Origin of the sequence: Uniformispora flossi (assembly GCF_049534875.1) — a bacterium.
Taxonomy (GTDB): domain Bacteria; phylum Actinomycetota; class Actinomycetes; order Streptomycetales; family Streptomycetaceae; genus Yinghuangia; species Yinghuangia aomiensis.
Genome location: NZ_JBMULZ010000019.1, coordinates 148,924 through 174,660, shown reverse-complemented (window position 1 = coordinate 174,660; position 25,737 = coordinate 148,924). Strand labels below are relative to the sequence as shown.

The following is a 25,737-nucleotide window of genomic DNA, read 5'->3' as shown; positions in this document are numbered from 1 at the left end:
GCATGACACTTTTTGATGTGACCTGGGTCACATTCTTTTGTGCGCCGGGCGCGCATCCCGGGTGACCCGTACGAGTGGGGGCTTTACCTTCCCTTGATGTGCTGGGGGCGGTCTGCGCCGGGTCGTGCCGGGACGTGGCGAGGATGCGGCGCGAGGCGCGTGCGGGCAGCGAAAACCCCCCGGCGCGGGGCGCTCGGGGGGTTCGGGGTCCGCTGGGGTCAGTTGTCGGCGAGGGTGCCGGTCAGGCGGGTGACCGCGCCGCCGAGGCCCCAGCGCTCGGCGAGGGCGCCGACGGCGTCGGGGTCGCGGGGGGCCTTCGGCAGAGCCGGGTCGAAGCCCGCCGGGATCGGGACGTCCTTGGCGACGTTCACGACGAGCGGGGCGACGTCGAGGTAGTCGGACGCTTCGAGGAGCGCCTTGCGGCGGCCGGGCGTCAGTTTGGCCTTCGGGTCCGCGGCGGCGCGGCGGACGCCGGCCAGGTCCCCGTACTCGCCGATGAGCTGCGCGGCGGTCTTCTCGCCGATGCCCTTCACGCCGGGCAGGCCGTCGCTCGGGTCGCCGCGCAGGATCGCGAAGTCGGCGTAGGCCGACGCCGGGACGCCGTAGCGCTCCAGCACGGCGGCGTCGTCGATGACCGCCGGGTCGCCGACGCCCTTGACGGGGTACAGCACGCGCACGCCGCGGGCGTCGTCGACGAGTTGGAACAGGTCGCGGTCGCCGGTCACCACGAGCGTGGCATCGGCGGTGGACGCGGTCGCGAGCGTGCCGATGACGTCGTCGGCCTCGTACCCGGCCGCGCCGATCCGGGCGATGCCGAACGCCTCCAGCACGTCCACGATGATCGGCACCTGCGGGGAGAGCGTGTCGGGTACTTCCTCCGCGTCGGGGGCGTCGCCTTCGACGAACTCCGCCACCCGGTGGGCCTTGTACGACGGGATGGCGTCCACCCGGAACTGCGGCCGCCAGTCGTCGTCCCAGCACGCCACCAGCGCGTCGGGGCGGTGGTCGGCGACGAGCCGCGAGATGAAGTCGAGCAGCCCGCGGACCGCGTTGACCGGAGTCCCGTCCGGCGCCTTCACCGACTCGGGCACCCCGAAGTAGGCGCGGAAGTAGAGCGAGGCGGTATCGAGCAGCATGAGTTGTCGAGGCACGCGCCTATCGTGCCGCACGGGTGTGACGGGGGGAGGACGCGGCACGCGGTGGGGGTGGGGACGGGGCGGGACGGGGCCGCGTACGGACTGGCGCACGCGGGCTGCCGCGGGGCGGGCGGTTCCGTGGGGGCGGCCGCGGTCGGCCGGCGACGCGCGCGGGCGAGCAGCTGAGCAGAGCGTGTCGAGGCGAGGTACGTGCGCGCCGGTTATGGCCGCCGGGGGGTAGCGGCACCCGGACCCACGGGGCGTGGAGGCCGGGGTGCCTGGCGGTGCTGGGAGCGCGTGTTGCACCCCGCCGGTCCGACTGCGCGGGGCGCGCAGTCGCGCGTGCGGTGACGCGTCGTGCGCTGGGCCCCGCGTGCCACATGCGCGTTCCCCCAGAGGTTGCCCCGTGCGGCTTGGGCTTCGCGCCCGCGGGGCGCCGCGCCTGCGGTCGCTCTGCCGTCGGCGGTGACCCGCGCGGAGCCCCGGTTGCTCGTCGGTGCGGCGTCGCTTGTGCCGTCTTGTTGGGCGTGGGTGTCACGCCAGGCCGCGGGGTCTTTCGTCGCCCAGGCCGAACATCGTCCGGCAGGCCTCGAAGCCGTGGATCTCCACGGGGACACGGCGGTGGGCTTGCCAGTCCAGGCGGGCGAGGCGGAGGCGTTGGAGCATGCGGGGCGGGGTGCCGGGGTTGTCGGGGATTTCCTGGCCGTCGTCGCGGTAACCGAGTTTGCGGGAGACGGCCAAGGAGCGCGGGTTGTCGGTGAAGGCCGCGGAGACCGCCCAGCGGGCGTTGAGGGCGACGAAGGCCAAGTGGAGGACCGCGGCGCGCATTTCGGTGCCGAGGCCGCGGTCCTGGTGGGCGCGTTCGAGCCAGGAGCCGGTGGAGACCTCGCGGCGGGCGGCGAAGTTGCGGGCGGCGACTTCCTGCGAGCCGATCGGGGTGCCGTCGTGGACGACGAGCAGGTGGAGGGCCCAGTCTTCGGGCTGCCAAGTGGCCCACGAACGCCAGTGGTGCTGCAGCGCGCCCCGAGTGCGGGCCGGCTCCGGCAGGTTCGACCACGGGAAGGTGAACGGCATGAACCCGTCGTCGTGGATGCCGCGGGCGGCCGCCGCGCACAGCCCGGCGAAGTCCGCCTCGCGCGGCAGGCGGAGTTCCAGGCGCGGGGTGGTGAGGCGCAGGCCGAAGAGCGGCCACAGCTCGGAGATCATGCGGCGATTGTGCGCGACGGCGGAGGCCGCGGCGAGCCGATTTCGTCCGGCTTGGGGAGAACCCGCGGGCTAGACCGAGAACTCGTCCAGAACTTCCTGGAGCGTGTCGCGGACGCCGAGGATGTCGATCAGCCCCGTCATGCGCAGCGTCGCGCGGACGTGCCGGTCCGGCGCCGCCAGGCGCAGTCCCCCGCCGCACGCGTGCATGGCTTTGAACGCGTCGATCAGCACCCCGAGCCCCACCGAGTCGCAGAACGTGAGCGCGGTGGCGTCGACCACCACGCGACGGCATCCGCCGTCGACGAGATCGATGAGCGTCCGATGCAGAAGCGGTGCGTTGTGCAGATCCAGTTCGCCATGCAGATGAACGACGGCGCACCCGCGCCAGATGGTCACCCCGGTGACGGGGTGTTCCTGACCGAGCATGCCAAGCCGCGCGACCATGGCCTCGACCTTTCCGTGGTCGGGACAGGAGTGGAACCTCACGGCGCCGAGTGCATTCTGATGCATTGCGGCCCCCGGAGATAGTCCCAGGACCATTCGTCTTGCGCCGGACCTGGCACCTTGTCCGGAACAACCGGTTTGCGCGGCACCTTGATCACGAAAATCCGGGCATACCAACCGTGTCGGTGGACGATCGGTGAGGGCGCCGCGGCGATGGGTGACGACCCGTCAGATGGTTGGTGTCCGGTTGGCGGGCAGTTGGCGACCGGTTGGCCGCCCGCTGCGCACTCCTTGTGTCCCTACTCGTCCGAATACGGTCAGAGGAACGTCTTGCCCTCGCCGCGGTACGTCGGCACCGTCTCGACGACCCGGTCGCCCTCCACCACATGCAGCACGTCGAAGCGCTCGCACAGTTCGCCGGCCTTCGCGTGCCGGAACCACACCCGGTCGCCGATCAGCAGATCGTCGGCCGCCGCCCCGCGCAACGGCGTCTGGACCTCGCCCGCGCCCTCCTGCGGGTCGTACGCGAGACCTTCCGGCAGGTACGGCGTCGGCAGCCGGTCGCTCCCCGGCGCCCCCGACGCGTGGTAGCCGCCGCCGAGCACCGACACCCAGCCCACCCCGGGACGCCGCACGACCGGCAGGGCGAACAACGCCGCCGGACGGCCCCGGAACGACGTGTAGTGGTCGAACAGTCGCGGCTGGAACAGGCCTGATCCCGCGGCGACTTCGGTGACCGCCGCTTCCGACCGGGTGCGCTCGATGCTGCCCGTGCCGCCGCCGTTGACGAACTCCAGCGGCCCGACCTTGCGTACCGCACGCACGATCTCCGCACGCCGCGCCGCCAGTTCGGCACCCGCACGGGCCTGCATGAACCGGATCGCCCGGCCGTACAGCGCACGGCCCTGCGGCGCGTCGCCCACACCCGCGATGTGCGCCTCGTAGGCCATCAGCCCCACCAGGTGGAACTGCGGCCGCCCGGCCACCTGTGCCGCCACCTCCGCGACCTGGTCGGGCGTGTGCAGCGGCGACCGGTGCGCCCCGACCCGGACCTTGCCGCCGAACGGCTGCCACGAGCAGTCGATGTCCACGCACACGCGCAGGCGCTCCCGGCCGGCGCCGCGGGCGCGGTCGATGAAGTCGAGCTGGGCGACGTCGTCGACCATGACGGTGATCCGGGAGGCGGCCACCGGGTCGGCGGCCAGGCGGGCGTACGCCTCGCGGTCGGTCGACGGGTAGGCGACGAGGATGTCGTCGATGCCCTGGTCGGACAGCCACAAGGCCTCGGGCAGGGTGAACGCCATGACGCCCGCGAAGCCGTCCATCGCCAGCGCCTCGCGCAGCAGCGGAAGGCAGCGCACCGACTTGCTCGCGATCCGGATCGGCATGCCCGAGGCGCGCCGCACGAGGTCCGCCGCATTGGCGCGGAAGGCCTCCAGGTCGACGATCGCGAACGGGGCGTCGAGGTGCGCGGTGGCGCGGTCGTAGCGCGCCCGGTCGGCGACGAGGTCGGCACCGGGGACGGATCGGCTGACGCGCGCGGCGGTGAGGCTGGCCATGCAGGAAGCCTGCCAGATCGGGTTACCGAGGGGTAGGTGGGGAGCGGCGTGGATACCGTGCAAGTGATCGACAAGCGATCGACAGTCGGTCGACAGGCGATCGAGTACTGATCGAGGACTGATCGGCAACGTGGGGCGGCGGGTGCGGCGCCGTCCCCGCCGGACGCGGCCCCGGGAGGCGGATCGATGCACGTACGAGCCCTGGACCTGATCGATCGGGTGCTGGACCCGGACAGCTTCGCCGCGTGGTCGGACCCGGCACCCGAACCGGACTCCGTCGACGCCGCCTACGCCGCCGACCTGCGGGCCGCCCGCGACCGCACCGGGCTGGACGAAGCGCTGGTCACGGGGGAGGGGCGCATCGACGGACGGCGCGTCGCGGTGGTCGCCTGCGAGTTCGGCTTCCTGGCCGGCTCGATCGGCGTCGCGGCGGCGGAGAAGCTCGTGCGGGCGATCGAGCGGGCGAGTGCCGAACGGCTCCCGCTCGTGGCCTCGCCGACATCGGGCGGCACCCGGATGCAGGAGGGGACGGTCGCCTTCCTGCAGATGGTGAAGATCTCGGCGGCGGTGGCGGCACACAAGGCCGCCGGGCTGCCCTACCTCGTCTATCTGCGGCACCCCACGACGGGCGGCGTGTTCGCGTCGTGGGGGTCGCTCGGGCATGTCACCGCGGCCGAGCCCGGAGCGCTCATCGGATTCCTCGGGCCGCGGGTGTTCGAGGCGCTGAACGGCGAACCGTTCCCGCAAGGCGTCCAGGTCGCCGAGAACCTGTACGAGCACGGGCTGATCGACGCGGTGGTCGCCCCGGACCAGCTCCGGGACGTGGTCGTGCGGGTGTTCGACGTGCTGGGGGACCCCGGGGCCGGAAGCGGCCTCGGGGATGTTCCGGAGCGCGCGGGCGCCGCGGCCGGGGGCGCGCCGGAAGGCATGTCAGGGGCCCGGGTGGAGGGGCGTACGCCCGCGGACACTCCGGCGTGGGAGAGCGTCCGCCGGTCGCGCGATCCCCGGCGGCCGGGGCTGCGCACGCTCCTGCGGCGCGGGGCGCGCTCGGTGACGCCGCTGCGCGGCACCGGCGAAGGCGAGAGCGAGCCGTCGCTGCGCCTGGCCCTGGCACGGTTCGGGGATCGGGCCGGCGCGCCGTGCGTGGTGCTGGGCCAGGACCGGACCCGGCAGAGCGAGTACGGCCCGTTCGGCCCCGCAGGACTGCGCCAGGCCCGGCGGGGCATGCGGCTCGCCGCCGACCTCGGCCTGCCGCTCGTCACCGTCGTCGACACCGCCGGCGCGGCGCTCTCCGCGGACGCGGAACAAGGCGGCCTGGCCGGGGAGATCGCCCGCTGCCTCGCCGAACTCGTGGTGCTGCCCGCGCCGACCGTGTGCCTGCTGCTCGGCCAAGGCGCGGGCGGCGGCGCGCTGGCCCTGCTCCCTGCCGACCGGGTGCTGTGCGCCGAGCACGGGTGGCTGTCGCCGCTGCCGCCGGAGGGCGCGTCGGCGATCCTGTACCGCACGACCGACCGCGCGGCCGAGATCGCCGAACGCCAAGGCATCCGCGCGGCGGACCTGCGCGCGCACGGCATCGTCGACCGGATCGTCCCCGAACTCCCGGACGCGGCCGAGGAACCGGAACCTTTCGTCCGGCGCGTGGCGGACACGCTCGCGGAGGAACTGACGGGACTGCACACCCTCGACCCGGAGACGCGGATGGCGCGGCGGCTGGCGCGGTACCGGCGGCTGGGGTTGCCCGAGGGATGGTGAGCGGACTCGATGCCCTGGTCAACGCTGGTGGTGGGCAGGGGAGTTGCCGACGTTAGTGGATCACTCGTAGGGGTGACGTCTGAGGGTTCCGCGTCCGGTCCCGGGCGGGGTGCCTAGCCTGAATCTCGTTCGAGGGATCGGGCCGTGCGCGGCCCGATCCGCGGCGTGGAGGCGGCCGACGACACTGATCGCGAGAGTCGTCCGCGTCCGCGAGGCCGCGGGCCCCGGACGGGATGCCGCACGAGGCCCCGTGGTCAGGCCACGTGCGGCATCTCCGCTCAGCGGGTGTACAGCGCGGGGCCGGGGGCGGGGGTGCCCGGCGGGAGCAGGGCCAGGTCGAGGCCGCGGGTGAGCCGGCCGCGCAGGACGTCGGCTTCCGCGAGACGCGCCGCGATCCGCTGCGCGGCGGCGGTGATGTCCTGCGGCAAGGCGGACGCGACGAGCGCCAGTTGGACGTCGGCTGTTTCGGCCGGGCGCAAGTAGGCGGCCTCGACGACGGGTTCGGCGGCGACGGCGGCGCGTACCGCGGCGGCGACCTCGGGGTCCTCGTGCGCGGGCACGAGCGTGCGGCCTTCGGCGACGGCCCGGAGCGCGGCGCCGGTGAGTTCGTACGCGACCGGGCCGGCCATGTCGAGCAGCAGCGTGTCGGCGCCCTCGGAGTACGTGGCGAGCGCGGCCCGGCGGGCGTCGACCGGCACGGGACGGGCGTCGGCCCGCCAGCGGGTCAACGCGTCGGTCGAGGTGAACGCGGGCAGCGCCTTGCGGCCGTCGGGCCCGACGATCGTGGGGACCGCCATGTCGCTGGACTTCTCGCGCTTGAGTTCCCCCGGGGCGGTGTCCTCCAACTCGCCGAGGATCGCCACGACCGGCACCAGCAGCCGCGCGTGGGCCAGGGCGCCGACCACGTCCCCGCCGCTCGCGAGCGCCGACGCCAGGGCGGGATCGGCGGTGCCGTCGTCGCCGGAGAAGCCGGGGTCGGGGATGCTCTTGCCGGTGAAGTCCACGGGGTGACCCTAACGGGTTGGGGCGGCGCGGCTTGGGTGCGCGGGGGTGGGGCGGGAGCGGGCCGCGGATGATCGTCGGGTTGTCATACCGGTGCTGGCTCCCCCAACCGCCGAGGTATAGCAGCGTGGGCTTGAGAGGTGCGGACTGTTGTCCACAGGGGGGCGCGGCGGTGGTCGGCTTGGTGGCCCGGCGGTGGTCGGCTTGGTGGCTCGGCGGGCGGTGAACCCCCGGCGGGTGGTGACCTATGAGGCCGAGTGTCGACGCCGGGAGAAAACGGCAGTGGTGCCGGAAGCGGGGCTCGGGGCGCGGCGTCGGGATCCGGACCGAGGCCGGGTTCGGTGCACGGGTGGGGCCAGGGCCGAGGCCGCGCTGCTCGATCGGGCCGTTCCACGAAGCCGGGCCGCTGCGTCGCGGCGCTCCCGCTTCGCCCGGGCCTCGCCTCGGCCGAGCCGGCCCCGGCCCCGTCGGCAGGGCGGCTCGGCGGACTTCCGCTCAGGCGTAGACCGGGCCGGTGAACTTCTCGCCCGGGCCCTTGCCCGGCTCGTCCGGGATCAGCGACGCCTCGCGGAACGCGAGCTGGAGGGACTTCAGGCCGTCGCGGAGCGGCGCGGCGTGCTGCGAGCCCAGCTCGGGGGCGCCCGCGGTGACGAGGCCGGCCAGCGCGGTGATGAGCTTGCGGGCTTCGTCGAGGTCCTTGTGCTGCTCGCCGTCCTCGGCGAGACCCAGCTTGATCGCCGACGCGCTCATGAGGTGTACGGCGAGGGTGGTGATCACCTCCATCGCGGAGACGTCCGCGAGGTCGCGGGTCATCCCGTCGACCGCCTCACCCGGCTCGGACGGGTCGGCGGCGGAGGAGGAGTGCTGCTGTGCGCTGTCGGTCATGCGCACCAGTGTCGGGCATCGGACGGTGGCCGCGGCTTGGGGGCCGGGGCTCCGCGGCGGGCGGCATCCGCGCGATCGTCACCCGTCGGTGGGTCCGCAGCCCGCCCGCCGCGTCGACCTCCGCCCGAAGGGGTGACACCGACCGGCCCGCCCCCGGCCCGTTCGCGGCACCGGCCGACCCCACGCGTGCCCGGCCCCGCTCGCGGCATCGGCCTCCGCCCGCCCCTGGCCCGCTCGCGAGTCGGCCTCCCCTTCGGAGTCGCTAGACTCCCTCCGCCAGCACGACTCCGCCCGGTGTCCGGTTCATCCTGCCGGGTGGTATTGTGGTGCGTCGACCGAGCGGATACTTCGTGTGTCCGCCACGCAAGCGGAGGCTCCGTCTCCCACCTGATCGGCCTCGCGGTCGACGGGTCACGGTCCGGCACCGGTCATCCACGGATGGCCGGGCAGGTGTGCGGATTCCCGGAACGGGAAGAAGCCGTCTGCCGCCGGTGTTATGGAGCCTCGCATGCGTCCCGTGCGGGGCTTTTCGCATGTCGGGCTGTTTGTCTGAACGGCCCGGTGTGACGGATGGACCCGTAAGTCGGTCGAACGGCAGGAGTACGTGGCCGCGGGACGGAACCGCCGACCACTTCAGGAATCGAGGAGGCCCCATCAGCGCCGAGCCCCGCATCAACGACCGGATTCGCGTCCCCGAGGTGCGACTTGTCGGTCCCAGCGGCGAGCAGGTCGGGATCGTCCCGCTTGCCAAGGCCCTGGAGCTGGCTCAGGAATACGACCTCGACCTCGTCGAGGTCGCGGCCAACGCCCGGCCGCCTGTGTGCAAGCTCATGGACTACGGCAAGTTCAAGTACGAGTCCGCCATGAAGGCCCGTGAAGCGCGCAAGAACCAGGCGCACACGGTCATCAAGGAGATGAAGCTCCGGCCGAAGATCGATCCGCACGACTACGACACCAAGAAGGGTCACGTCGAGCGGTTCCTGAAGCAGGGCGACAAGGTCAAGATCACGATCATGTTCCGCGGTCGTGAGCAGTCCCGCCCCGAGCTGGGCTTCCGACTGCTGAAGCGTCTCGCGGAGGACGTCCAGGAGCTGGGCTTCGTCGAGTCGAGCCCGAAGCAGGACGGCCGCAACATGATCATGGTTCTCGGTCCGCACAAGAAGAAGACCGAAGCCATGGCCGAGGCCCGCGAAGCCGCCGAGGCGCGCAAGCAGGCCCGCCGCGGCGAGGAGTCGGCCCCGGCCGACCCCGCCGGCGAGGCGACGGACGCGGCCGAGGCGCCGGAAGCCGTCGAGGCCCCGGAAGCCGCCAAGGCGCCGGACGCCGTCGAGGCCCCGGAAGCCGCGGAGGCTCCGGCCGCCGCGGACCAGGCCTGATCGGCCCGGTCGTTCCGCGACCAGGAAGTTACCTACATACCTGTGCCTGCCCGGTGTGATGCCGGGCAGGCACGGCACGACGAGGAGACAGCGGCGACATGCCGAAGAACAAGACGCACAGTGGTGCCAGCAAGCGCTTCAAGATCACCGGCTCCGGCAAGGTGCTCCGCCAGCGCGCCGGCCGCCGCCACCTGCTCGAGCACAAGCCGTCGACGCTGACCCGCCGCCTCGCGGGCACCGCCGAGATGGCTCCGGGTGACGCCAAGAAGATCAAGAAGCTGCTCGGCAAGTGAGCCATGTGCGCCTGCCCCGCCGAGCGTGAGCCGGCGGGAGCGGCGGGCGCCGGTCCCAGTCGTACCCCGGGTCGGGGCTTCCACCACGCCCCGGTCTGAAGTCAAGGAGTTCATCAAGTGGCACGCGTCAAGCGGTCGGTCAACGCGCAGAAGAAGCGCCGCGCAATCCTCGAGCAGGCGAGCGGCTACCGCGGTCAGCGTTCGCGCCTCTACCGCAAGGCCAAGGAGCAGGTCACCCACTCCCTGGTCTACAACTACAACGACCGCAAGAAGCGCAAGGGCGACTTCCGTCAGCTGTGGATCCAGCGCATCAACGCTGCCGCGCGTCTGAACGGCATCACCTACAACCGCTTCATCCAGGGTCTGAAGGCCGCCAACATCGAGATCGACCGCAAGATGCTGGCCGAGCTCGCGGTCAACGACCCGACGGCGTTCGCGGCGCTTGTCGAGGCGGCCCAGAAGGCTCTTCCGGAGGACGTCAACGCGCCGAAGGAAGCCGCCTGAGGCTTGCCGTCCCGGGCCCGTCGCATGTAGGCGGGCCGGTGGACCCGGCCCCTCGGGGCCGATTTTCCGGAGGGCCTCCACGGACGCCGCCCCCGTACCCCGGTACGGCGGCGCGGGTCGGTGGAGGCCCACCGGCGCATTTGCGGCCGATGCGAAACGCGCGCCCGTCGCCCCGGGGCCGGACACCGGCCCGGCCGGGCGAGCGCGGCCGCCGGCTCCGCCTTCCGCCCGAACGCCCTCGCCCAGAAACGGTTTTCCGTATGCCGAGTCCCGAGCTGACGTCCACCCGCTCGCCGCGTGTGGCCGCGGCCAGGCGGCTGGCCAAGCGGGCGCACCGGGCGAGCGAGCGGCGGTTCCTCGCCGAGGGCCCACAGGCGGTGCGGGAAGCCGCCGCGCTGCCGGGCACGCTGGTCGAGCTGTACGCGACCGCGGAGACCGCCGAGCGCTACCCGGACATCGTCGACCTGGCCCGGGCGCAGAACGTGCCGGTGCTGAGCGCGAGCACGGATGTCATCGCGGCGATCAGCCAGACCGTCACCCCGCAGGGGATCGTCGGCCTGTGCCGGTTCGTGGACGTGCCCTTGGCGTCGCTCACCGCGGACACCCCGCCCGACCTGGTCGCCGTGCTGGCGCACGTGCGCGACCCGGGCAACGCCGGGACGGTGCTGCGCGCCGCCGATGCGGCCGGTGCCGAAGCGGTGGTGCTGACCGACGCGTCCGTGGACCTCTACAACCCGAAGACCGTGCGCGCGTCCGTGGGCAGCCTGTTCCACCTGCCGGTCGCGGTCGGGGCCCGGGTCGAGGACACCATGGCGCAGTTGCGGGCTGCCGGGCTGCGGATCCTCGCCGCCGACGGGGCGGGGGAGTGCGACCTGGACGAGGAGATCGACGCGGGCGGGCTGGACGGGCCGACGGCCTGGATTTTCGGCAACGAGGCGTGGGGACTGCCCGAGGAGACGCGGGCGTTGGCCGACGCGGTCGTGCGGGTGCCGATCCACGGCCGGGCGGAGAGTCTGAACCTCGCGACCGCCGCGGCCGTGTGCCTGTATGCGTCCGCGCGGGCGCAGCGCGGGAGTTCCGGATGCCGGACCTTGCGCGCCGGGGGCGCTGCCCACTGACCGGCGTACTCCGGCGTGCGCCCGGTTCGCCAGGGGCGCGCAAGGAAAAGCGGTCGCGTGACTGTCGAGCCGGGCGGCCCGTTGGAGTAGTGTGACCGGCCCGGAGCATCTGCTTCATAGGGGTATGCCGTTCCGCGGGGGGCCACGGAATGCTGCAATCCCTCGGCCGTACGAGGTCGGAAGGGGGCCGGTGGGCGTGGACGCGGATCTGCACGCGGCAGGTGGACGCACGGGCGTGGACGGGCCGGGTATTCCGCACCCGGCCCCGGCCGGCGATCCGGTTTCCTTGCCGGGCAAGGGAGTTCCAGCCGGAGACGACCCCGGCCCCGGCGTCGCGGCGTTGTGCGGGCTCACCGCGGATGCGTTGCCCGACGGGCTGGTGATCGCCGATGCTTCCGGCACGGTGTGCTGCTTCAACACGGCCGCCGTCCGCATCACCGGCATCAAGGCCGCCGACGCCCTCGGCAAGCACTTGTCCGACGCGCTGCCGCTCGAGGACATCGACGGGCGGCGCTGGTGGGTGTGCACCGACCCGTTCGGCGGCCTCGGCATCCGGACCCGGCAGCCGGAGCGCAACCTGCTGCTGGCCGGGCGCGAGGTCCTGGTGACCGCGTCCTACGTGCGGGAGAACGGCGCCAACACCCCGGTCACGCACGTCGTCGTCGGCCTGCGCTGTACCTCCGCGCGCCGCCGCAGCGAGCGGAACCACGCGGAACTGGTCGCCACCGTCGCGCACGAGCTGCGGTCGCCGCTGACCAGTGTGAAGGGCTTCACCGCGACGCTGCTGCGCAAGTGGGAGCGGTTCACCGACGAGCAGAAGCGGCTGATGCTGGAGACCGTCGACGCGGACGCGGACCGGGTGACGCGGCTGATCACCGAGCTGCTCGACATCTCCCGGATCGACTCGGGCCGGCTCCAGCTGCACCGCCAGGTCGTCGACCTGCGCGAAGCGGTCGACCGGCACGTGCGGGCGATGGTCACCGCGGGGCACCCCGCCGACCGGTTCGTGGTGCGTGCCGAGCCGGGGCTGGCGCAGACCTGGATGGACCGCGACAAGCTCGACCAGATCCTCGGCAACCTGCTGGAAAACGCGGTGCGCCACGGCGCCGGAACCGTCACCATCGAGATGACCCGCATCCGTCTGGGCGCGGACGCGTCCGACGACCCGGCGACGGGCGAAGCGGGCGGCGGCGACCAGGACGACCAGGACGGCGAGGCCGGCGAGGAAGGGACGGAGATCACGGTGAGCGACGAGGGCCCGGGTATCCCGGACGAGTTGCTCGGCCGGGTCTTCACGCGCTTCTGGCGCGGCAACCGGCGGGGCGGCACCGGTCTCGGCCTCTACATCGTCAAGGGCCTCGTCGAAGCGCACAGCGGGACCATCGACGTCGGGCGTGCCGCGAGCGGCGGGGCCCGGTTCCGATTTCGGCTGCCCGCGGGGATGCCGGACGTCCTGACCTGAGCGTGCGCGGCCGTGGAAGCCGCAAAACGCCGCACCGGACGACCACCCCGCGGGCTGTGCCGCGACCACGTCGGGCCGCACCCGGACGACGCCGCAATCCCCGAGCTGTCCGGGGTGCGGGCAGGTTCCGGGTGGCCGCCTCGATTCGCCTAGACTCGACCCGTCGCCCCGTGCCTCCCGTGCGCCTCTGCCGCGCGCGCGGAACGCCGTCGGCGCCACGAGCCGCCCGGCTTCGACCGGACGCCCGTGCGGGCGAGAATCCCTACAGGAGCACTGGAAGAAGATGTCGGCACCGAACAAGTCGTACGACCCGGTCGAGGTGGAGTCGCTGAAACCGGAGGAGGTCGACAAGGCGCGCGATGCCGCCCTTGCCGCGTTCGCCGCCGCAGGTGACCTGGACACCCTCCACGAGGCCAAGATCGCGCACACCGGGGACCGGTCGCCGCTGGCGCTCGCCAACCGCGAGATCGGCGCGCTGCCGCCGCAGGCCAAGGCCGAGGCCGGCAAGCGCGTCGGGCAGGCCCGGGGCCAGGTCAACCAGGCCCTCGCCGCCCGCCGCGAGGTGCTCGAGGCGGAACGCGACGCCCGCGTCCTGGTCGAGGAGACCGTCGACGTCACACTGCCGTGGGACCGCGCCGCGCGCGGCGCCCGGCACCCGCTGACGACGCTGTCCGAGCGCATCGGCGACGTGTTCGTCGCGATGGGCTACGAGATCGCCGAAGGCCCCGAGGTCGAGGCCGAGTGGTACAACTTCGACGCCCTCAACATCGCCCCGGACCACCCGGCGCGCACCATGCAGGACACGTTCTTCGTGCAGGCCGCCGACGGCACCCCGGACTCGGGCGTCGTGCTGCGCACCCACACCTCGCCGGTGCAGATCCGCTCGATGCTCACCCGCACCCCGCCGATCTACGTGATCTGCCCGGGCCGCGTGTACCGCACCGACGAGCTGGACGCCACGCACACCCCGGTGTTCGGCCAGGTCGAGGGCCTCGCGGTGGACCGCGGCCTGACCATGGCGCACCTCAAGGGCACGCTCGACCACTTCGCCGCGTCGATGTTCGGCGAGGGCCTGGTGACCCGGATGCGCCCGTCGTACTTCCCGTTCACCGAGCCGTCGGCCGAGGTCGACCTGCAGTGCTTCGTGTGCCGCGGCGCGTCGGTGGGCGACCCCGACAACCCGTGCCGGACCTGCAAGTCCGAAGGCTGGATCGAGTGGGGCGGCTGCGGCATGGTCAACCCGCGCGTGCTCGTCGCGTGCGGCATCGACCCAGACGTGTACAGCGGTTTCGCCTTCGGCATGGGCCTGGAACGCACCCTGATGTTCCGGCACAGCGTCGAAGACATGCGGGACATGGTCGAGGGTGACGTGCGTTTCACCCTTCCGTTCGGGATGGAGATCTGATGCGGGTCCCGCTTTCGTGGCTGCGGGAGTACGTCGACCTGCCGGCCGGCGAGTCCGGCCGGGACGTCGCGGCCAAGCTCATCGGCCTCGGCCTCGAGGTCGAGACCGTCGACCGGCTCGGCGCCGACCTCAAGGGCCCGCTCGTCGTGGGCCAGGTCCTGGCCGTCGAGGAACTCACCGAGTTCAAGAAGCCGATCCGGTACTGCCAGGTCGACGTCGGCGACGCCAACGGCACCGGCGAGCCGCAGAACATCGTGTGCGGCGCGCGCAACTTCGAGGAAGGCGACAAGGTCGTCGTCATCCTCCCCGGCGGCGTGCTGCCCGGCGGGTTCGAGATCGCCGCGCGCAAGACGTACGGCAAGACGTCCGAGGGCATGATCTGCTCGGCCCGCGAGCTCGGCATGGGCGACGACCACGACGGCATCATCGTGCTGCCGATCGAGGCCGAGGTCGGCGCCGACGCGATCGAACTCCTCGGGCTCGTCGACGAGGTCCTCGACATCGCCGTCACCCCCGACCGCGGCTACTGCCTGTCGCTGCGCGGCGTCGCCCGCGAGGCCGCCATCGCCTACGGCATCCCGCTGCGCGACCCGGCGCTGCTCGACGTGCCCGCCGCGAACGCCTACGGCTACCCGGTCGCGGTCGACGACGCGGACGGCTGCCGCCGCTTCGTGGCGCGCACCGTCATCGGCATCGACCCGTCCGCGCCGTCGCCGCTGTGGCTCCAGCGCCGCGTGCAGATGGCCGGCATGCGGCCGATCTCGCTCGCCGTCGACATCACCAACTACGTGATGCTCGAAATCGGCCAGCCGCTGCACGCCTACGACCGCGCCCGCCTCGACGGGACGATCACCGTGCGCCGCGCCCACGTGGGCGAGAAGCTCCGCACGCTGGACGGCGTCGAGCGGACCCTCGACCGCGAGGACCTGCTCATCACCGACGCCTCGGGCCCCATCGGCCTGGCCGGCGTGATGGGCGGCGCGACCACCGAAATCGGCATCGACACGACCGACATCGTCATCGAGGCCGCCAACTTCGACCCGGTCGCGATCGCCCGCACCGCGCGCCGTCACAAGCTCGGCTCCGAGGCGTCGCGCCGGTTCGAGCGCGGCGTCGACCCCGAGGCGGCCCGGGCCGCGGCGCAGCGCGCCGTCGACCTGCTCGTGCTGCTGGGCGGCGAAGGCGCCGTCGCCGAGGCCGGCGTCACCGAGGTCGACGCGCCGCGCGAGCCGGTCCGCATCGGCATCGCCGCGGACCACCCGGCGCGGGTCGCCGGTGTGCCGTACGCGCCGGAGACCGTCGCGCAGCGCCTCCAGGAGGTCGGCTGCACGGTCGAGGGCATCGACGCGCTCACCGTCACCCCGCCGACCTGGCGCCCCGACCTGACCGACCCGAACGACCTCGCCGAAGAGGTCATCCGGCTCGAAGGCTACGACGCGGTCCCCTCGGTGCTGCCGCAGGTGCCCGCCGGGCGCGGCCTGACCGCCGGGCAGCGGCTGCGCCGCCGGGTCGGCCGGGCGCTCGCCGCCGCCGGGTACTACGAGGTCCTCGACTACCCGTTCGTCGGCGACGCGGTCTTCGACGATTTCGGCCTCGACGCGTCCGACCCGCGCCGGATGACGGTCAAGCTGGTCAACCCGATCTCCGACGAGGAGCCCGGGCTGCGCACCACGATGCTGCCGGGACTGCTGGGCGCGCTGCGCCGCAACGTGGGCCGCGGCAACACCGACGTGGCGCTGTTCGAGGGCGGGCTGGTGTTCCACCCGAAGGCCGAGCGCCCCGTCGCGCCGCGGCTGCCGGTGGACCGCCGTCCGACCGACGCCGAACTCGCGTCGCTGGCCGCGGCGCTGCCCGAGCAGCCGTACCACGTGGCCGCGGTGCTGGCGGGGCAGCGGGAGCCGTCCGGCTGGTGGGGCGCGGGCCGCCCGGCGTCGTGGGCCGACGCGGTCGAGGCCGCGCGCACCGTGGCGGCCGCCGCGGGCGTCGAACTCACCGTGCGCCAGGGCCAGTACGCGCCGTGGCACCCGGGCCGCTGCGCCGAACTCGTGGTCGGCGACACCGTCGTCGGGCACGCGGGCGAACTCGACCCGCGCGTCGTCAAGGCGCTGCAGCTGCCGGAGCGCACCTGCGCGATGGAGCTGAACCTCGACGCGCTGACCGCCGGCCTGGAAGGCGGCGAGAAGCACGCGGTGTCCGGGCACATCGGGTCGTTCCCGATCGCCACGCAGGACGTCGCGCTGGTCGTCGGCGCGGAGGTGTCGGCCGCCGCGGTCGAGGCGGCGCTGCGCGAAGGCGCGGGTGCGCTGCTGGAGTCGCTGAGCCTGTTCGACGTGTTCACCGGCGAGCAGATCGGCGAGGGCCGCAAGTCCCTCGCGTACGCGCTGCGCTTCCGCGCGGCGGACCGCACGCTCACTGTCGAGGAGGCCACGGCGGCGCGCGACGCCGCGGTGGCGCTCGCGGCGGAGCGCACGGGCGCGGTGCTGCGCGGGGCGTGACGCACCCACGCATACGCACGAACGCCGAAGGGCCCGAGGTTTCCCCGGATCGGGGGAGTCGCGGGCCCTTCGCGTTGCTTGTTCACGCCCGGTTGCCGGTTCCCCGCGGTTGCCGGTTCTCGGGCGGACGGCGGGCTCAGCCTTCCGGGTCGTCGTCGCCGTACGGGCGCAGGTGCAGGCGGCGTGCGTCGCGTTCGGCGATGTCGTCGGCGCGTTCCGCGGCCAGCTTCACGATGTCGTCCTTGCCGGCGTGCAGGAACCGCCCGGCGAGGGCGTCGACCTTGCCTTCGGCGACGGCGGTGACCGCGCCGAGGATCCGCTGCTTGTCGTACCAGTCGCTCTTGCCCTCGAACATCGCCATGCCGGCGGTCATGTCGGTGGCGACCGCGCCCGGCGAGACGTCGAAGAGATACACACCGCGCTCGGCCAGGGGGCCGGCCATGGCGTCGCTGAGCCGCAGCAATGCTGCCTTGGAGGTGCTGTAGGCCGAGTAGTTCGGGTCGGTGCGGAGCGCGAAGCCGCTGTTGATGTTGACGATGCGGCCGCGGCCGCGGGCCAGCATGCCGGGGATCACCGCGCGGTCGATGTTCGCCGGGCCGCGCAGGTTCGTCTCCACGACCGCCCACCACCGGTCCGGATCGGTCTCCCAGAACGGCACTTCGCTGTCGTCGATGAGGCCCGCGTTGTTGACCACCAGGTCCAGCGGGCCGAGTGCGGCTTCGGCGTCGGCGACCGCCGCGGTCACCGCGGACAGGTCGGTCACGTCGGCGACCACGGCGGTGCCGCGCGCGCCCGTGGCGCGGATGGCGGCCAGTACCGGCTCGAGGCTTTCCGCGGTGCGTCCGAGTACCGCCACCGACGCGCCTTGCCCGGCGAGGTGTTCGGCGATGCTGCGGCCGAGGCCGCGCGCGGCGCCGGTGACGAGAGCGGTCGTGCCGAGGGTCATGGCGGTGCGTCCTCCGGGGGTGCCTGCGGCGGCTTTCGGGCGCGCTAGCGGTTGGTGGTGGGTGCGCTGATCGGGGCCTGCCCGGTCTTCGCGGCGTCGTCCGGGGACACCTTGAACATCTTGTCGAGGTAGCCGTCGGGCAGCGTGCGGACGCCGCATACCTGCTCCATGGCGTCCGCCGGGTTGTTCGGGAAGCGGAACTGGGTGCGGTCCCACGAGCCGGTGAGGTTCTTCCAGAAGCGGCTCCAGGTCATCGGCTGCTGCACCGAGTCCTGCAGTTCCCGCAACGCGCCGCGGTTCTCGTCGCCGCACGTCAGCGCGTACTTCGCCTGCGCGACCCGGAGCGGGTCGATGCCGGGCGGCAGGACGGTGTTCTCCGGCGCGTAGGCGGCGAACAGCCAGGCGATGTCGAGTTCCTTCTCGTGCCCGGGGCGTCCGCGGCCGGTCAGCTCCTGGTGGGCGGCCAGCGGGTAGGCCAGGCCGAGGATGTCGACGGAACGCCCGTCGAGCGGGACGGCGGCGCCGCTCATGCCGAGATTGAGCCACGCCGTCGCGTAGGGGGCCGGGTCGCCGGGGCGGAGCGGGGTGACGTAGAAGCCGTCGTACCAGGCGTAGACGAGGACGTGGGTGTACTGCGTCCTCGCGATCCGGACGGCTTCGGGGAAGCGCGGGTAGTGCGCCATGTAGTCGGCGGCCGAGATCGGGTGCGCGATGCCCATGGCGTCTATGTAGAACGCGCGCTCGTCGGCGATGATCCCGTCGGAGCTGAAGCCGTCGTAGGGCACGCGCAGCGATACGCCGCAGACCACGGCCCACACCGTCACGGCCGCCGCGACCGGGATCGCGAGCCTGCCGGACGGCACCAGCAGCACCGGCAGCACGGCGACGAACAGGGCGGGGATGAGCATGCGCGCGTGCATGAAGTCGCCGCCGACGCGGACCACGTACAGGCTCATCACGGTGGCGACGACGACCGGCATGACGAAGACGGCGGTGCGCGGGGCGTCGCCGCGGGCGGTCGTGCGCAGGCCGTCGGCGCGGACGCGCAGCACGACGACGGCGACGACCAGCGCGACGAGGGCGAGGACGGGGAGCCACAGGACGTAGGGGGTGACGAAGTCCTGCGCGTAGTGGCCGCCGCGCCGCCAGTCGGAGCCGGAGGCTTCCTTGGCGATGGCGGGGAGGGGGAGAAGCACGCCGTAGTAGCCGGCCCGGAAGATCTCGTAGGCGACCGGGATCGCCGCGGCCGCGCCCAGGTGTCCGAGGGCGGCGAGCCAACGCGGCCGCCGGGCGATCGCCAGGACGACGAGGAAGCCGACGCTCGCGATTGCCAGGTCCGGGCGCACCATCGGCCCGAGTCCGGCGAGGACGGCGAGCGGGTAGGTGATGCGGTTGCGGCGGTCGTCGAGAGTGTGGACCAGCAGCCACCAGCAGCCCGCGATCCACAGCGTGGAAAGGCCGGTCTCCAGGCCGGAGGTGGCGAAGTCCCACACCGGCGGCAGGGCGATCAGCAGCAGGACGCCGAGCGGGAGCATGAGGCGGCCGGGGGCGTACGGCCGGTACAGGCGGCGCGTGGCGTCGAGCGCGATCGCGTACCCGGCGGCCGTGCACAGCAGGCCGAGGTAGACCGCGATCTTCCCGATGTCCGCGCCGGTGAGCCAGCCGACCAGCACGAGCAGCCACTGCCACACGGTGCTGGTGGACGCCTCGGCGCGTTCCCCGACGTTGTAGACGGGGCCGTGCCCGGCGAGGATCTGTCGCACGGTGCGGGTGAAGATGAGGCCGTCGTCGCTGATCCAGCGGTGCGTGTAGCCGAGCACCAGGATCACCGCGGCGGGCAGCGCGACCATGGCCGCGTTCCAGCGGCGGGTGAAGGCGGTGCCGGATTCGGCGGCGGCGGCGTCCCCGGGCGCGTCGCTGCCGGTGCGCCGGTACAGCGCACTGACGAGGCTCATGCTTCGGGGACTCCAAGGGCCGGGGCGTCGGACGTTTGCGCGGGGGCGGCCCGGCACTGGTAACGCCGACGTGACCGGGCACGCACGGCAACCATATATGGGCTCACTTCTATGACGCGTCAGGCGAGCAGTTGCGCTGCCGTGCGTGACGGGTGAATTCGGACGGATACGCAGCGTAGCCGCATGGACGCGGCACGGTGAAGTTCACCGTGCCGCGTCGCCCCGCCGCCATCGGTGGACGGCCGCCTACTTGCAGAACTTCTGCTCGGCGGCGATCGGGTCGGCCGGGATGCGCAGCTTGGTGCGGTCGTAGGCGCCGGTCAGGTTGTCCCAGAAGCGGCCGAACGTCAGCGGCTTGGTGACCGAGTCGACCAGCTCCTTCACGTCGCCGCACTGCATCGTGTGGTTGGCGGCGTTGACGAGCTGGAGCATGGTGACGCCGCGCTCGCGGTCCTTGGCGGACAGGAAGTTGTCGGGGATCTGCGACCAGGCCGCCGGGTCCACGTACAACGCGAAGTTCCATGCCGGGGGCAGCAGCTTCTGGTGGCCGGCCGCGGCGAAGTTGGTCTGGTCGATGTGCGCGCCGATGGTGTTCGACAGGCCCCACACGTCGGCGACGATGCCGTCGAGCGGCATGACCGCGCCGCCCACGCCGAGGCGGCCGATGACCAGGCCGACGGGGAAGTCGACGTCGGTGCGCAGCGGGAGGGCGAAGTCGACGGGGAGGTTGTAGGCGCGCGCGTAGTTCGGGTCGAGGATCAGCACGCGGCGGCCGTCGGCGAGGGCCTTGCGGCTGACGTCGTAGGACTCTTCGATGGTGCGGATGTGCGGCCCGACGGTGACCGGGTTGTCGGTCTTCGTCTCGTTGGTGTAGAAGTCGCGTTCGTTCCACACCTGGTGCTGGCCGTTGCCGAGCGGCGAGTCGGTGGTGATGATGCCGGAGCGCCACGAACTGCCGCAGATGACGGCCCAGACCGCGATGCCGGCGACCACCGGGGTGGCGAGCTTGTCGAACGGCGTGAGCAGCAGCGGGAGCAGCAGCATCAGCAGGACGGGCATCCACATGCGGCCGTGCATGAAGTCGCCGCCGACCTTGATGACGTAGAACGTCTGCACGAACGCCGCGGTCAGCGGGGCGGCGACGACGATCCAGGTGCGGTTCCCGGGGCGGCGGACGCGCAGGAGCAGCGCGGCGACGACCGCGAGGAGGAGCAGTGGGATCCACAGCTTGTAGGGCCGGTTGTAGTCCGTCAGGTAGTCCCAGCCGCGGCCCCACAGCGATTCGCCGGCTTCTTTGGTGAGCGCGGGCATCGGGAAGATGAGGCCGTAGTAGCCCATGCGGAAGATCTCGTACGCGGCGGGCAGCGCGCCGGCGACGGCGAGCATGCCGATGCAGCGGGTCCAGCGGGCCCGGGTCAGCAGGGCGAGCGCGGCCAGGAAGACCATCATCGCCAGGCCGAGGTCGGGGCGGACGAGCGGGCCGAGGCCGTACCAGACGCTGGTGCCGAGGACGCGGCGCAGCCGGACGCGGTCGGCGGGGATCTGCCACGCGCGCACCAGGAGGGACCAGGACACGGCGATCCAGAAGATGATCAGCCCGGTTTCCATACCCGCGGTCAGGAAGTCCCAGATGGACGGGATCGCGACGAAGACCAGGGCGCCGGCCGGCAGCAGGAAGCGCTTGACGGCGAGGCCGCGGTAGAGGCGCCGGGTGGCATTGAGGGCGATCAGGAATCCGCCGACGGACAGGGCGAGGCCGAGGTAGACGGCGATGGCCGCGATGTCGCCGGGGGTGACGAGGTCGACGAGTGCGAGGACCCATTGCCACAGGGTGCTCGTGGAGGTTTCCGTGCGCTCGCCGATGTTGTAGACGGGGCCGTTGCCGTCCACGATTTGCTTGACGGCGCGGGTGAAGATCAGCCCGTCGTCGGTCATCCAGCGTTTCTGCCAGCCCATCACCGCGAGGATCACGGTGGGGACGGCCATGGCGATCAGGTCGAACCGGTTGAGAGCGCGGGCCCGGGCGGCGATCCGGCCGAAGTGGGACGAAGTGCGGGATGTTGGTCTCTCCGGGTCGGTGACGTTGGTGCGGTCGTCCGATTCCAGGGGAGTTGTCACGTCGTCTCGTCGTCTCATCCGGGGGCAGGGCCGGTCCGCGCGGAGCGGGGGCGACCGGGCTGGACGGCCCGGACGCGGGCGGTGCGGGACGGCCCGGGAGCGCCAGAGTCTAACGCAGGGGGCCGGTGCGGCCGGTGGCGCGGGCCACCGGCCGCGGGGCCGGGACAGGCGTCCGCGCGCGAGGTCGCGGCCTGGGGGGAATGCCTGTGTGCGGTGCCTGGTGCGGTGCCGTGGTGGGGGGTCAGGCCGTGGTGGGGGTCAGGCCGCGGTGAACACGAGCGACACGTTGTGCCCGCCGAAGCCGAACGCGTTGGCGAGCGCGGTGCGGAACGGGCCGCGCCGCGGTTCGCCGCGGACCAGGTCCAGCTTGACGTCCGGGTCCGGGTCGTCGAGGTTGCGGACCGCCGGGACGACGCCGTCGCGGACGGCGAGCAGCGCGGCCAGCGCGCCGACCGCGCCGGCGCCGCCGCACAGGTGGCCGGTCATCGACTTGGTCGCGGTCACCGCCGGATGCAGGCCGATCGCGTCGGCGACCGAGCGGGCTTCGTTGAGGTCGCCGACGGGGGTCGAGGTGGCGTGCGCGTGCACGACGTCGACGGCCTGCGGCGGCAGTCCGGCGTCCGCGAGGGCGCGGCGCATCGCACGGGCTTGGCCCTCGGGGTCGGCGCCGGTGATGTGGAAGGCGTCGGACGTCATGCCGGATCCGGCCAGCAGGGCATGCCGCCGGGCGGCGCGGGCCGCGGCGAAGTCGGCGCGTTCCAGCACCACGACCGCGGCGCCTTCGCCGAGCACGAAGCCGTCGCGGGCCGCGTCGAACGGACGGGACGCGCGCTCGGGGTCGTCGTTGCGGGTGGACAGCGTGCGGGCCTGTGCGAACCCGGCGAGCGGCAGCGGGTGCAGGCACGCTTCGGCGCCGCCCGCCACCACGACGTCGGCGCGGCCGAGGCGGATCAGGTCCATGCCGTAGGCGATCGCTTCGGCACCGGACGCGCACGCGCTGACGGGGGTGTGCACGCCCGCCCGGGCGCCCAGTTCGATGCCGACCAAGGCGGCGGGGCCGTTGGCCATGAGCATCGGCACGGTCAGCGGCGAGACGCGGCGCGGGCCGCCGGACTCCAGCTTGTCGTCCTGCTCGAGGAGGGTGACCGCGCCGCCGACGCCGGTGCCGATGACGACGGCGAGGCGGTCCGGGTCGACCTCCGGGCTTCCGGCGTCCGCCCAGGCCTCGCGGGCGGCGATCATGGCGACCTGCTGCGAGCGGTCCATGCGGCGTGCCTCGACGCGCGGGAGGACGGCGGCGGGGTCGACGGCGAGCGGGGCGCCGATCCGGGCCGGAAAGTCCTCCAGGCGGGGGTCGTCGAGGAGGCGTACGCCCGATTTCCCGGCGAGCATCGCGGCCCAGGTGGACGGCGCATCGCCGCCCAACGGGGTGGTCGCGCCCAGTCCGGTCACGGCGACGGCAGGAGTCATGGGTGTCCCAGCAGGCGTCGCAGGCGTCACAGCAGCCACCTCTTTGTGATAGGCAGACAATTCCCTGTCGGGGTCGAAGCCCCGAGAAGTTGGACTTGCCACCGACTCTGCCAGCGCTTCGAGCCGCCATCGGGTACCGGGAACCACCGAGTCGCGCAGCACGCATTTGTAGGTTTCCGCCAACCGTCCGCGTGAGGTTTATCCCGGCGGCCGGGTGCGTGCGAAACCGGTGCCGCTTCGGGATATCTTGATGTCGAGCAATCGAGCAATGTTGCAGCAAGCCGGAGACGTGGAGCGGAGCACCTGGTGACTGACTCGACCATCATCTACACGCACACCGACGAGGCCCCGGCGCTGGCGACGTATTCGCTGCTGCCGGTCATCCAGGCCTACGCCTCGACCGCAGGTGTCCGCGTCGAGACCCGCGACATCTCCCTGGCGGGCCGCATCATCGCGTCCTTCCCGGAGCGCCTCACCGAGGACCAGCGCATCGGCGACGCCCTCGCCGAGCTGGGCGAGCTGGCCAAGACCCCGGCCGCCAACATCATCAAGCTGCCGAACATCTCCGCCTCGATCCCGCAGCTCAAGGCCGCGGTCGCGGAGCTGCAGGCGCAGGGCTACGCGCTGCCGGACTACCCGGACGACCCGAAGTCCGACGAGGAGCGCGAGACGCGCGCCCGCTACGACAAGGTCAAGGGCAGCGCCGTCAACCCGGTCCTGCGCGAGGGCAACTCCGACCGCCGCGCCCCCGCGTCGGTCAAGAACTACGCCAAGGCCCACCCGCACCGCATGGGCGCCTGGACCGCCGACTCGAAGACCAACGTCGCCACGATGGGGCAGAACGACTTCCGCAGCACCGAGAAGTCCGCGGTCGTCGCCAAGGCCGGCACGCTGCGCATCGAGCACGTCGCCGCCGACGGCACCACGACCGTGCTCCGCGAGACCGTGAAGGTCCTCGACGGCGAGGTCGTCGACGCCTCCGTCATGCGCGCCGCGCACCTCCGCGAGTTCCTCACCGCGCAGATCGCCCGCGCGAAGGCCGAGGACGTGCTGTTCTCGGTGCACCTCAAGGCCACGATGATGAAGGTCTCCGACCCGATCGTCTTCGGCCACGTCGTCCGCGCCTTCTTCCCGAAGACGTTCGCCGCCTACGGCGAGACCCTCGCGGCCGCGGGCCTCAGCCCGAACGACGGCCTCGGCGCCATCCTCAACGGCCTGGCCGCGCTGCCCGACGGCGACGCGATCAAGGCGTCGATCGAGGCGGAGATCGCCGACGGCCCGGCGCTCGCCATGGTCGACTCGGACCGCGGCATCACCAACCTGCACGTCCCCAGCGACGTCATCGTCGACGCGTCGATGCCCGCGATGATCCGCACCTCCGGCCACATGTGGGGCCCGGACGGCAACGAGGCCGACACCCTCGCGGTGCTGCCGGACAGCAGCTACGCGGGCGTCTACCAGGTCGTCATCGACGACTGCCGCGCGAACGGCGCCTACGACCCGGCGACGATGGGCTCGGTGCCGAACGTCGGCCTCATGGCGCAGGCCGCCGAGGAGTACGGCAGCCACGACAAGACCTTCGAGATCGCCGCCGCGGGCACCGTCCGCGTCGTCGACGAGGACGGCAACGCGGTCCTCGAGCAGGAGGTCTCCGCGGGCGACATCTTCCGCATGTGCCAGACCAAGGACCTGCCGATCCAGGACTGGGTCAAGCTCGCCGTGACGCGGGCCCGCGCCACCGGCGACCCGGCCGTGTTCTGGCTCGACGAGACCCGCGCGCACGACGCCGTGCTCATCGGCAAGGTCCGCGAGTACCTGCCGCAGCACGACACCGACGGACTGACCATCGAGATCATGTCGCCGGTGGAGGCCACCGCCCTGTCGGTCGAGCGCATCCGCCGCGGCGAGAACACCATCTCGGTCACCGGCAACGTGCTCCGCGACTACCTGACCGACCTGTTCCCGATCCTGGAGCTGGGCACCAGCGCCAAGATGCTGTCGGTCGTCCCGCTGATGGCGGGCGGCGGCCTCTTCGAGACGGGTGCGGGCGGCTCGGCGCCGAAGCACGTGCAGCAGCTCGTCAAGGAGAACTACCTGCGCTGGGACAGCCTCGGCGAGTTCTTCGCCCTGGCCGCGAGCTTCGAGCACCTCGCCACGGCGACCTCCAACGCCCGCGCGCAGATCCTCGCCGACACCCTCGACCGCGCCACCGGCACCTTCCTCAACGAGGACAAGTCGCCGACCCGCCGCGTCGGCGGCATCGACAACCGCGGCAGCCACTTCTACCTGGCCCTGTACTGGGCCCAGGAGCTGGCCGGCCAGACCGCCGACGCCGAACTCGCCGCGGCCTTCGCCCCGCTCGCGAAGACGCTGGCCGAGCAGGAGCAGACCATCGTGGACGAGCTGCTCGCCGTCCAGGGCTCCCCGGCCGACATCGGCGGCTACTACCAGCCGGACCCGGCCAAGGCCTCCGCCGTCATGCGCCCGTCCGCGACGCTGAACCAGGCCCTGGCGACGCTCAGCTGACGTTGCAGGAACCTGACGAGGGCCCGCTCCCTGCCGCTATCGCGGTGTGGGGGCGGGCCCTTGGCTTTGTGGGGCTGGGGGTCGG

General features: G+C 72.8%; 19 protein-coding genes. 9 read left to right on the top strand and 10 right to left on the bottom strand.

Annotated elements, in window-relative coordinates:
* Positions 1-218: 218 nt before the first annotated feature.
* The 4 genes from ACPA54_RS31935 to ACPA54_RS31920 all read right to left on the bottom strand — a co-directional run bounded on the left by ACPA54_RS31935 (position 219) and on the right by ACPA54_RS31920 (position 4,345).
* A complete protein-coding gene (locus ACPA54_RS31935; protein WP_423535001.1) occupies positions 219-1,136 on the bottom strand; it encodes a 5'-3' exonuclease in 918 nt (305 codons plus the stop codon).
* 534 nt (positions 1,137-1,670) lie between these two features.
* Complete coding sequence (locus ACPA54_RS31930) at positions 1,671-2,342, bottom strand: GNAT family N-acetyltransferase (RefSeq protein ID WP_423534980.1); 672 nt, start codon at positions 2,340-2,342, stop codon at positions 1,671-1,673.
* Between the two features lie 69 nt (positions 2,343-2,411).
* Entirely contained in the window at positions 2,412-2,786 is a 375-nt protein-coding gene (locus tag ACPA54_RS31925) for an STAS domain-containing protein (protein ID WP_345680359.1), read from the bottom strand.
* 317 nt (positions 2,787-3,103) lie between these two features.
* Positions 3,104-4,345 carry an amino acid deaminase/aldolase gene (locus tag ACPA54_RS31920; protein ID WP_423534977.1) on the bottom strand — a complete coding sequence of 414 codons (1,242 nt, stop codon included), beginning with the start codon at positions 4,343-4,345 and terminating at the stop codon, positions 3,104-3,106.
* Between the two features lie 186 nt (positions 4,346-4,531).
* Between ACPA54_RS31920 and ACPA54_RS31915 the strand changes: the two genes are divergently transcribed.
* Positions 4,532-6,097, top strand: a complete 1,566-nt coding sequence (locus tag ACPA54_RS31915; RefSeq protein ID WP_423534975.1) for a carboxyl transferase domain-containing protein — start codon at positions 4,532-4,534, stop codon at positions 6,095-6,097.
* 278 nt (positions 6,098-6,375) lie between these two features.
* Here ACPA54_RS31915 and ACPA54_RS31910 read toward each other — a convergent pair whose 3' ends face one another.
* Positions 6,376-7,101 (bottom strand): SseB family protein, encoded by a 726-nt coding sequence (locus tag ACPA54_RS31910; RefSeq protein WP_423534973.1) that lies wholly within the window; start codon positions 7,099-7,101, stop codon positions 6,376-6,378.
* Positions 7,102-7,594: 493 nt separating this feature from the next.
* Positions 7,595-7,984 carry a DUF1844 domain-containing protein gene (locus ACPA54_RS31905; protein ID WP_423534971.1) on the bottom strand — a complete coding sequence of 130 codons (390 nt, stop codon included), beginning with the start codon at positions 7,982-7,984 and terminating at the stop codon, positions 7,595-7,597.
* A 653-nt stretch (positions 7,985-8,637) separates the two neighbouring features.
* On the opposite strand from ACPA54_RS31905, the gene infC reads away from it, so the two are divergent.
* From infC to pheT, 7 genes are all read left to right on the top strand, one after another.
* A complete protein-coding gene (infC, locus tag ACPA54_RS31900) occupies positions 8,638-9,360 on the top strand; it encodes a translation initiation factor IF-3 (protein ID WP_423534999.1) in 723 nt (240 codons plus the stop codon).
* Positions 9,361-9,458: 98 nt separating this feature from the next.
* Positions 9,459-9,653 (top strand): 50S ribosomal protein L35, encoded by a 195-nt coding sequence (gene rpmI / locus ACPA54_RS31895; protein ID WP_423534969.1) that lies wholly within the window; start codon positions 9,459-9,461, stop codon positions 9,651-9,653.
* A gap of 117 nt (positions 9,654-9,770) precedes the next feature.
* Complete coding sequence (gene rplT / locus ACPA54_RS31890; protein WP_423534967.1) at positions 9,771-10,157, top strand: 50S ribosomal protein L20; 387 nt, start codon at positions 9,771-9,773, stop codon at positions 10,155-10,157.
* Positions 10,158-10,417: 260 nt separating this feature from the next.
* On the top strand, positions 10,418-11,275 hold the full coding sequence (locus tag ACPA54_RS31885) for a TrmH family RNA methyltransferase (protein ID WP_423534965.1): 858 nt from the start codon (positions 10,418-10,420) through the stop codon (positions 11,273-11,275).
* Positions 11,276-11,471: 196 nt separating this feature from the next.
* Positions 11,472-12,737 (top strand): sensor histidine kinase, encoded by a 1,266-nt coding sequence (locus ACPA54_RS31880; protein ID WP_423534963.1) that lies wholly within the window; start codon positions 11,472-11,474, stop codon positions 12,735-12,737.
* 283 nt (positions 12,738-13,020) lie between these two features.
* Positions 13,021-14,142 (top strand): phenylalanine--tRNA ligase subunit alpha, encoded by a 1,122-nt coding sequence (gene pheS / locus ACPA54_RS31875; RefSeq protein WP_423534961.1) that lies wholly within the window; start codon positions 13,021-13,023, stop codon positions 14,140-14,142.
* A complete protein-coding gene (gene pheT, locus ACPA54_RS31870; protein WP_423534959.1) occupies positions 14,142-16,637 on the top strand; it encodes a phenylalanine--tRNA ligase subunit beta in 2,496 nt (831 codons plus the stop codon). Before pheS ends, pheT begins: the two co-directional genes overlap by 1 nt.
* 136 nt (positions 16,638-16,773) lie before the next feature.
* Here the strand turns inward: pheT and ACPA54_RS31865 are convergent, their stop codons facing one another.
* The 4 genes from ACPA54_RS31865 to ACPA54_RS31850 all read right to left on the bottom strand — a co-directional run bounded on the left by ACPA54_RS31865 (position 16,774) and on the right by ACPA54_RS31850 (position 23,126).
* Complete coding sequence (locus ACPA54_RS31865; protein WP_423534957.1) at positions 16,774-17,583, bottom strand: SDR family NAD(P)-dependent oxidoreductase; 810 nt, start codon at positions 17,581-17,583, stop codon at positions 16,774-16,776.
* 44 nt (positions 17,584-17,627) lie between these two features.
* A complete protein-coding gene (locus ACPA54_RS31860) occupies positions 17,628-19,538 on the bottom strand; it encodes an arabinofuranosyltransferase AftB family protein (protein WP_423534955.1) in 1,911 nt (636 codons plus the stop codon).
* A gap of 246 nt (positions 19,539-19,784) precedes the next feature.
* A complete protein-coding gene (locus ACPA54_RS31855; RefSeq protein ID WP_423534953.1) occupies positions 19,785-21,656 on the bottom strand; it encodes an arabinofuranosyltransferase AftB family protein in 1,872 nt (623 codons plus the stop codon).
* 258 nt (positions 21,657-21,914) lie between these two features.
* Positions 21,915-23,126, bottom strand: a complete 1,212-nt coding sequence (locus ACPA54_RS31850; RefSeq protein ID WP_423534951.1) for a beta-ketoacyl-[acyl-carrier-protein] synthase family protein — start codon at positions 23,124-23,126, stop codon at positions 21,915-21,917.
* Positions 23,127-23,432: 306 nt separating this feature from the next.
* Between ACPA54_RS31850 and ACPA54_RS31845 the strand changes: the two genes are divergently transcribed.
* Positions 23,433-25,652: an NADP-dependent isocitrate dehydrogenase gene (locus tag ACPA54_RS31845; protein WP_423534950.1), complete on the top strand. Its 2,220-nt coding sequence runs from the start codon at positions 23,433-23,435 to the stop codon at positions 25,650-25,652.
* Positions 25,653-25,737: the final 85 nt, after the last annotated feature.

Coding starts and splice junctions, on each gene's coding strand:
- ACPA54_RS31865 (WP_423534957.1), bottom strand. CDS start 17,583: ATGACCCTCGGCACGACCGCTCTCGTCACCGGCGCCGCGCGCGGCCTC.
- ACPA54_RS31860 (WP_423534955.1), bottom strand. CDS start 19,538: ATGAGCCTCGTCAGTGCGCTGTACCGGCGCACCGGCAGCGACGCGCCC.
- ACPA54_RS31885 (WP_423534965.1), top strand. CDS start 10,418: ATGCCGAGTCCCGAGCTGACGTCCACCCGCTCGCCGCGTGTGGCCGCG.
- ACPA54_RS31930 (WP_423534980.1), bottom strand. CDS start 2,342: ATGATCTCCGAGCTGTGGCCGCTCTTCGGCCTGCGCCTCACCACCCCG.
- ACPA54_RS31915 (WP_423534975.1), top strand. CDS start 4,532: ATGCACGTACGAGCCCTGGACCTGATCGATCGGGTGCTGGACCCGGAC.
- ACPA54_RS31920 (WP_423534977.1), bottom strand. CDS start 4,345: ATGGCCAGCCTCACCGCCGCGCGCGTCAGCCGATCCGTCCCCGGTGCC.
- ACPA54_RS31925 (WP_345680359.1), bottom strand. CDS start 2,786: ATGGTCGCGCGGCTTGGCATGCTCGGTCAGGAACACCCCGTCACCGGG.
- ACPA54_RS31905 (WP_423534971.1), bottom strand. CDS start 7,984: ATGACCGACAGCGCACAGCAGCACTCCTCCTCCGCCGCCGACCCGTCC.
- ACPA54_RS31850 (WP_423534951.1), bottom strand. CDS start 23,126: ATGACTCCTGCCGTCGCCGTGACCGGACTGGGCGCGACCACCCCGTTG.
- pheT (WP_423534959.1), top strand. CDS start 14,142: ATGCGGGTCCCGCTTTCGTGGCTGCGGGAGTACGTCGACCTGCCGGCC.
- rpmI (WP_423534969.1), top strand. CDS start 9,459: ATGCCGAAGAACAAGACGCACAGTGGTGCCAGCAAGCGCTTCAAGATC.
- ACPA54_RS31935 (WP_423535001.1), bottom strand. CDS start 1,136: ATGCTGCTCGATACCGCCTCGCTCTACTTCCGCGCCTACTTCGGGGTG.
- pheS (WP_423534961.1), top strand. CDS start 13,021: ATGTCGGCACCGAACAAGTCGTACGACCCGGTCGAGGTGGAGTCGCTG.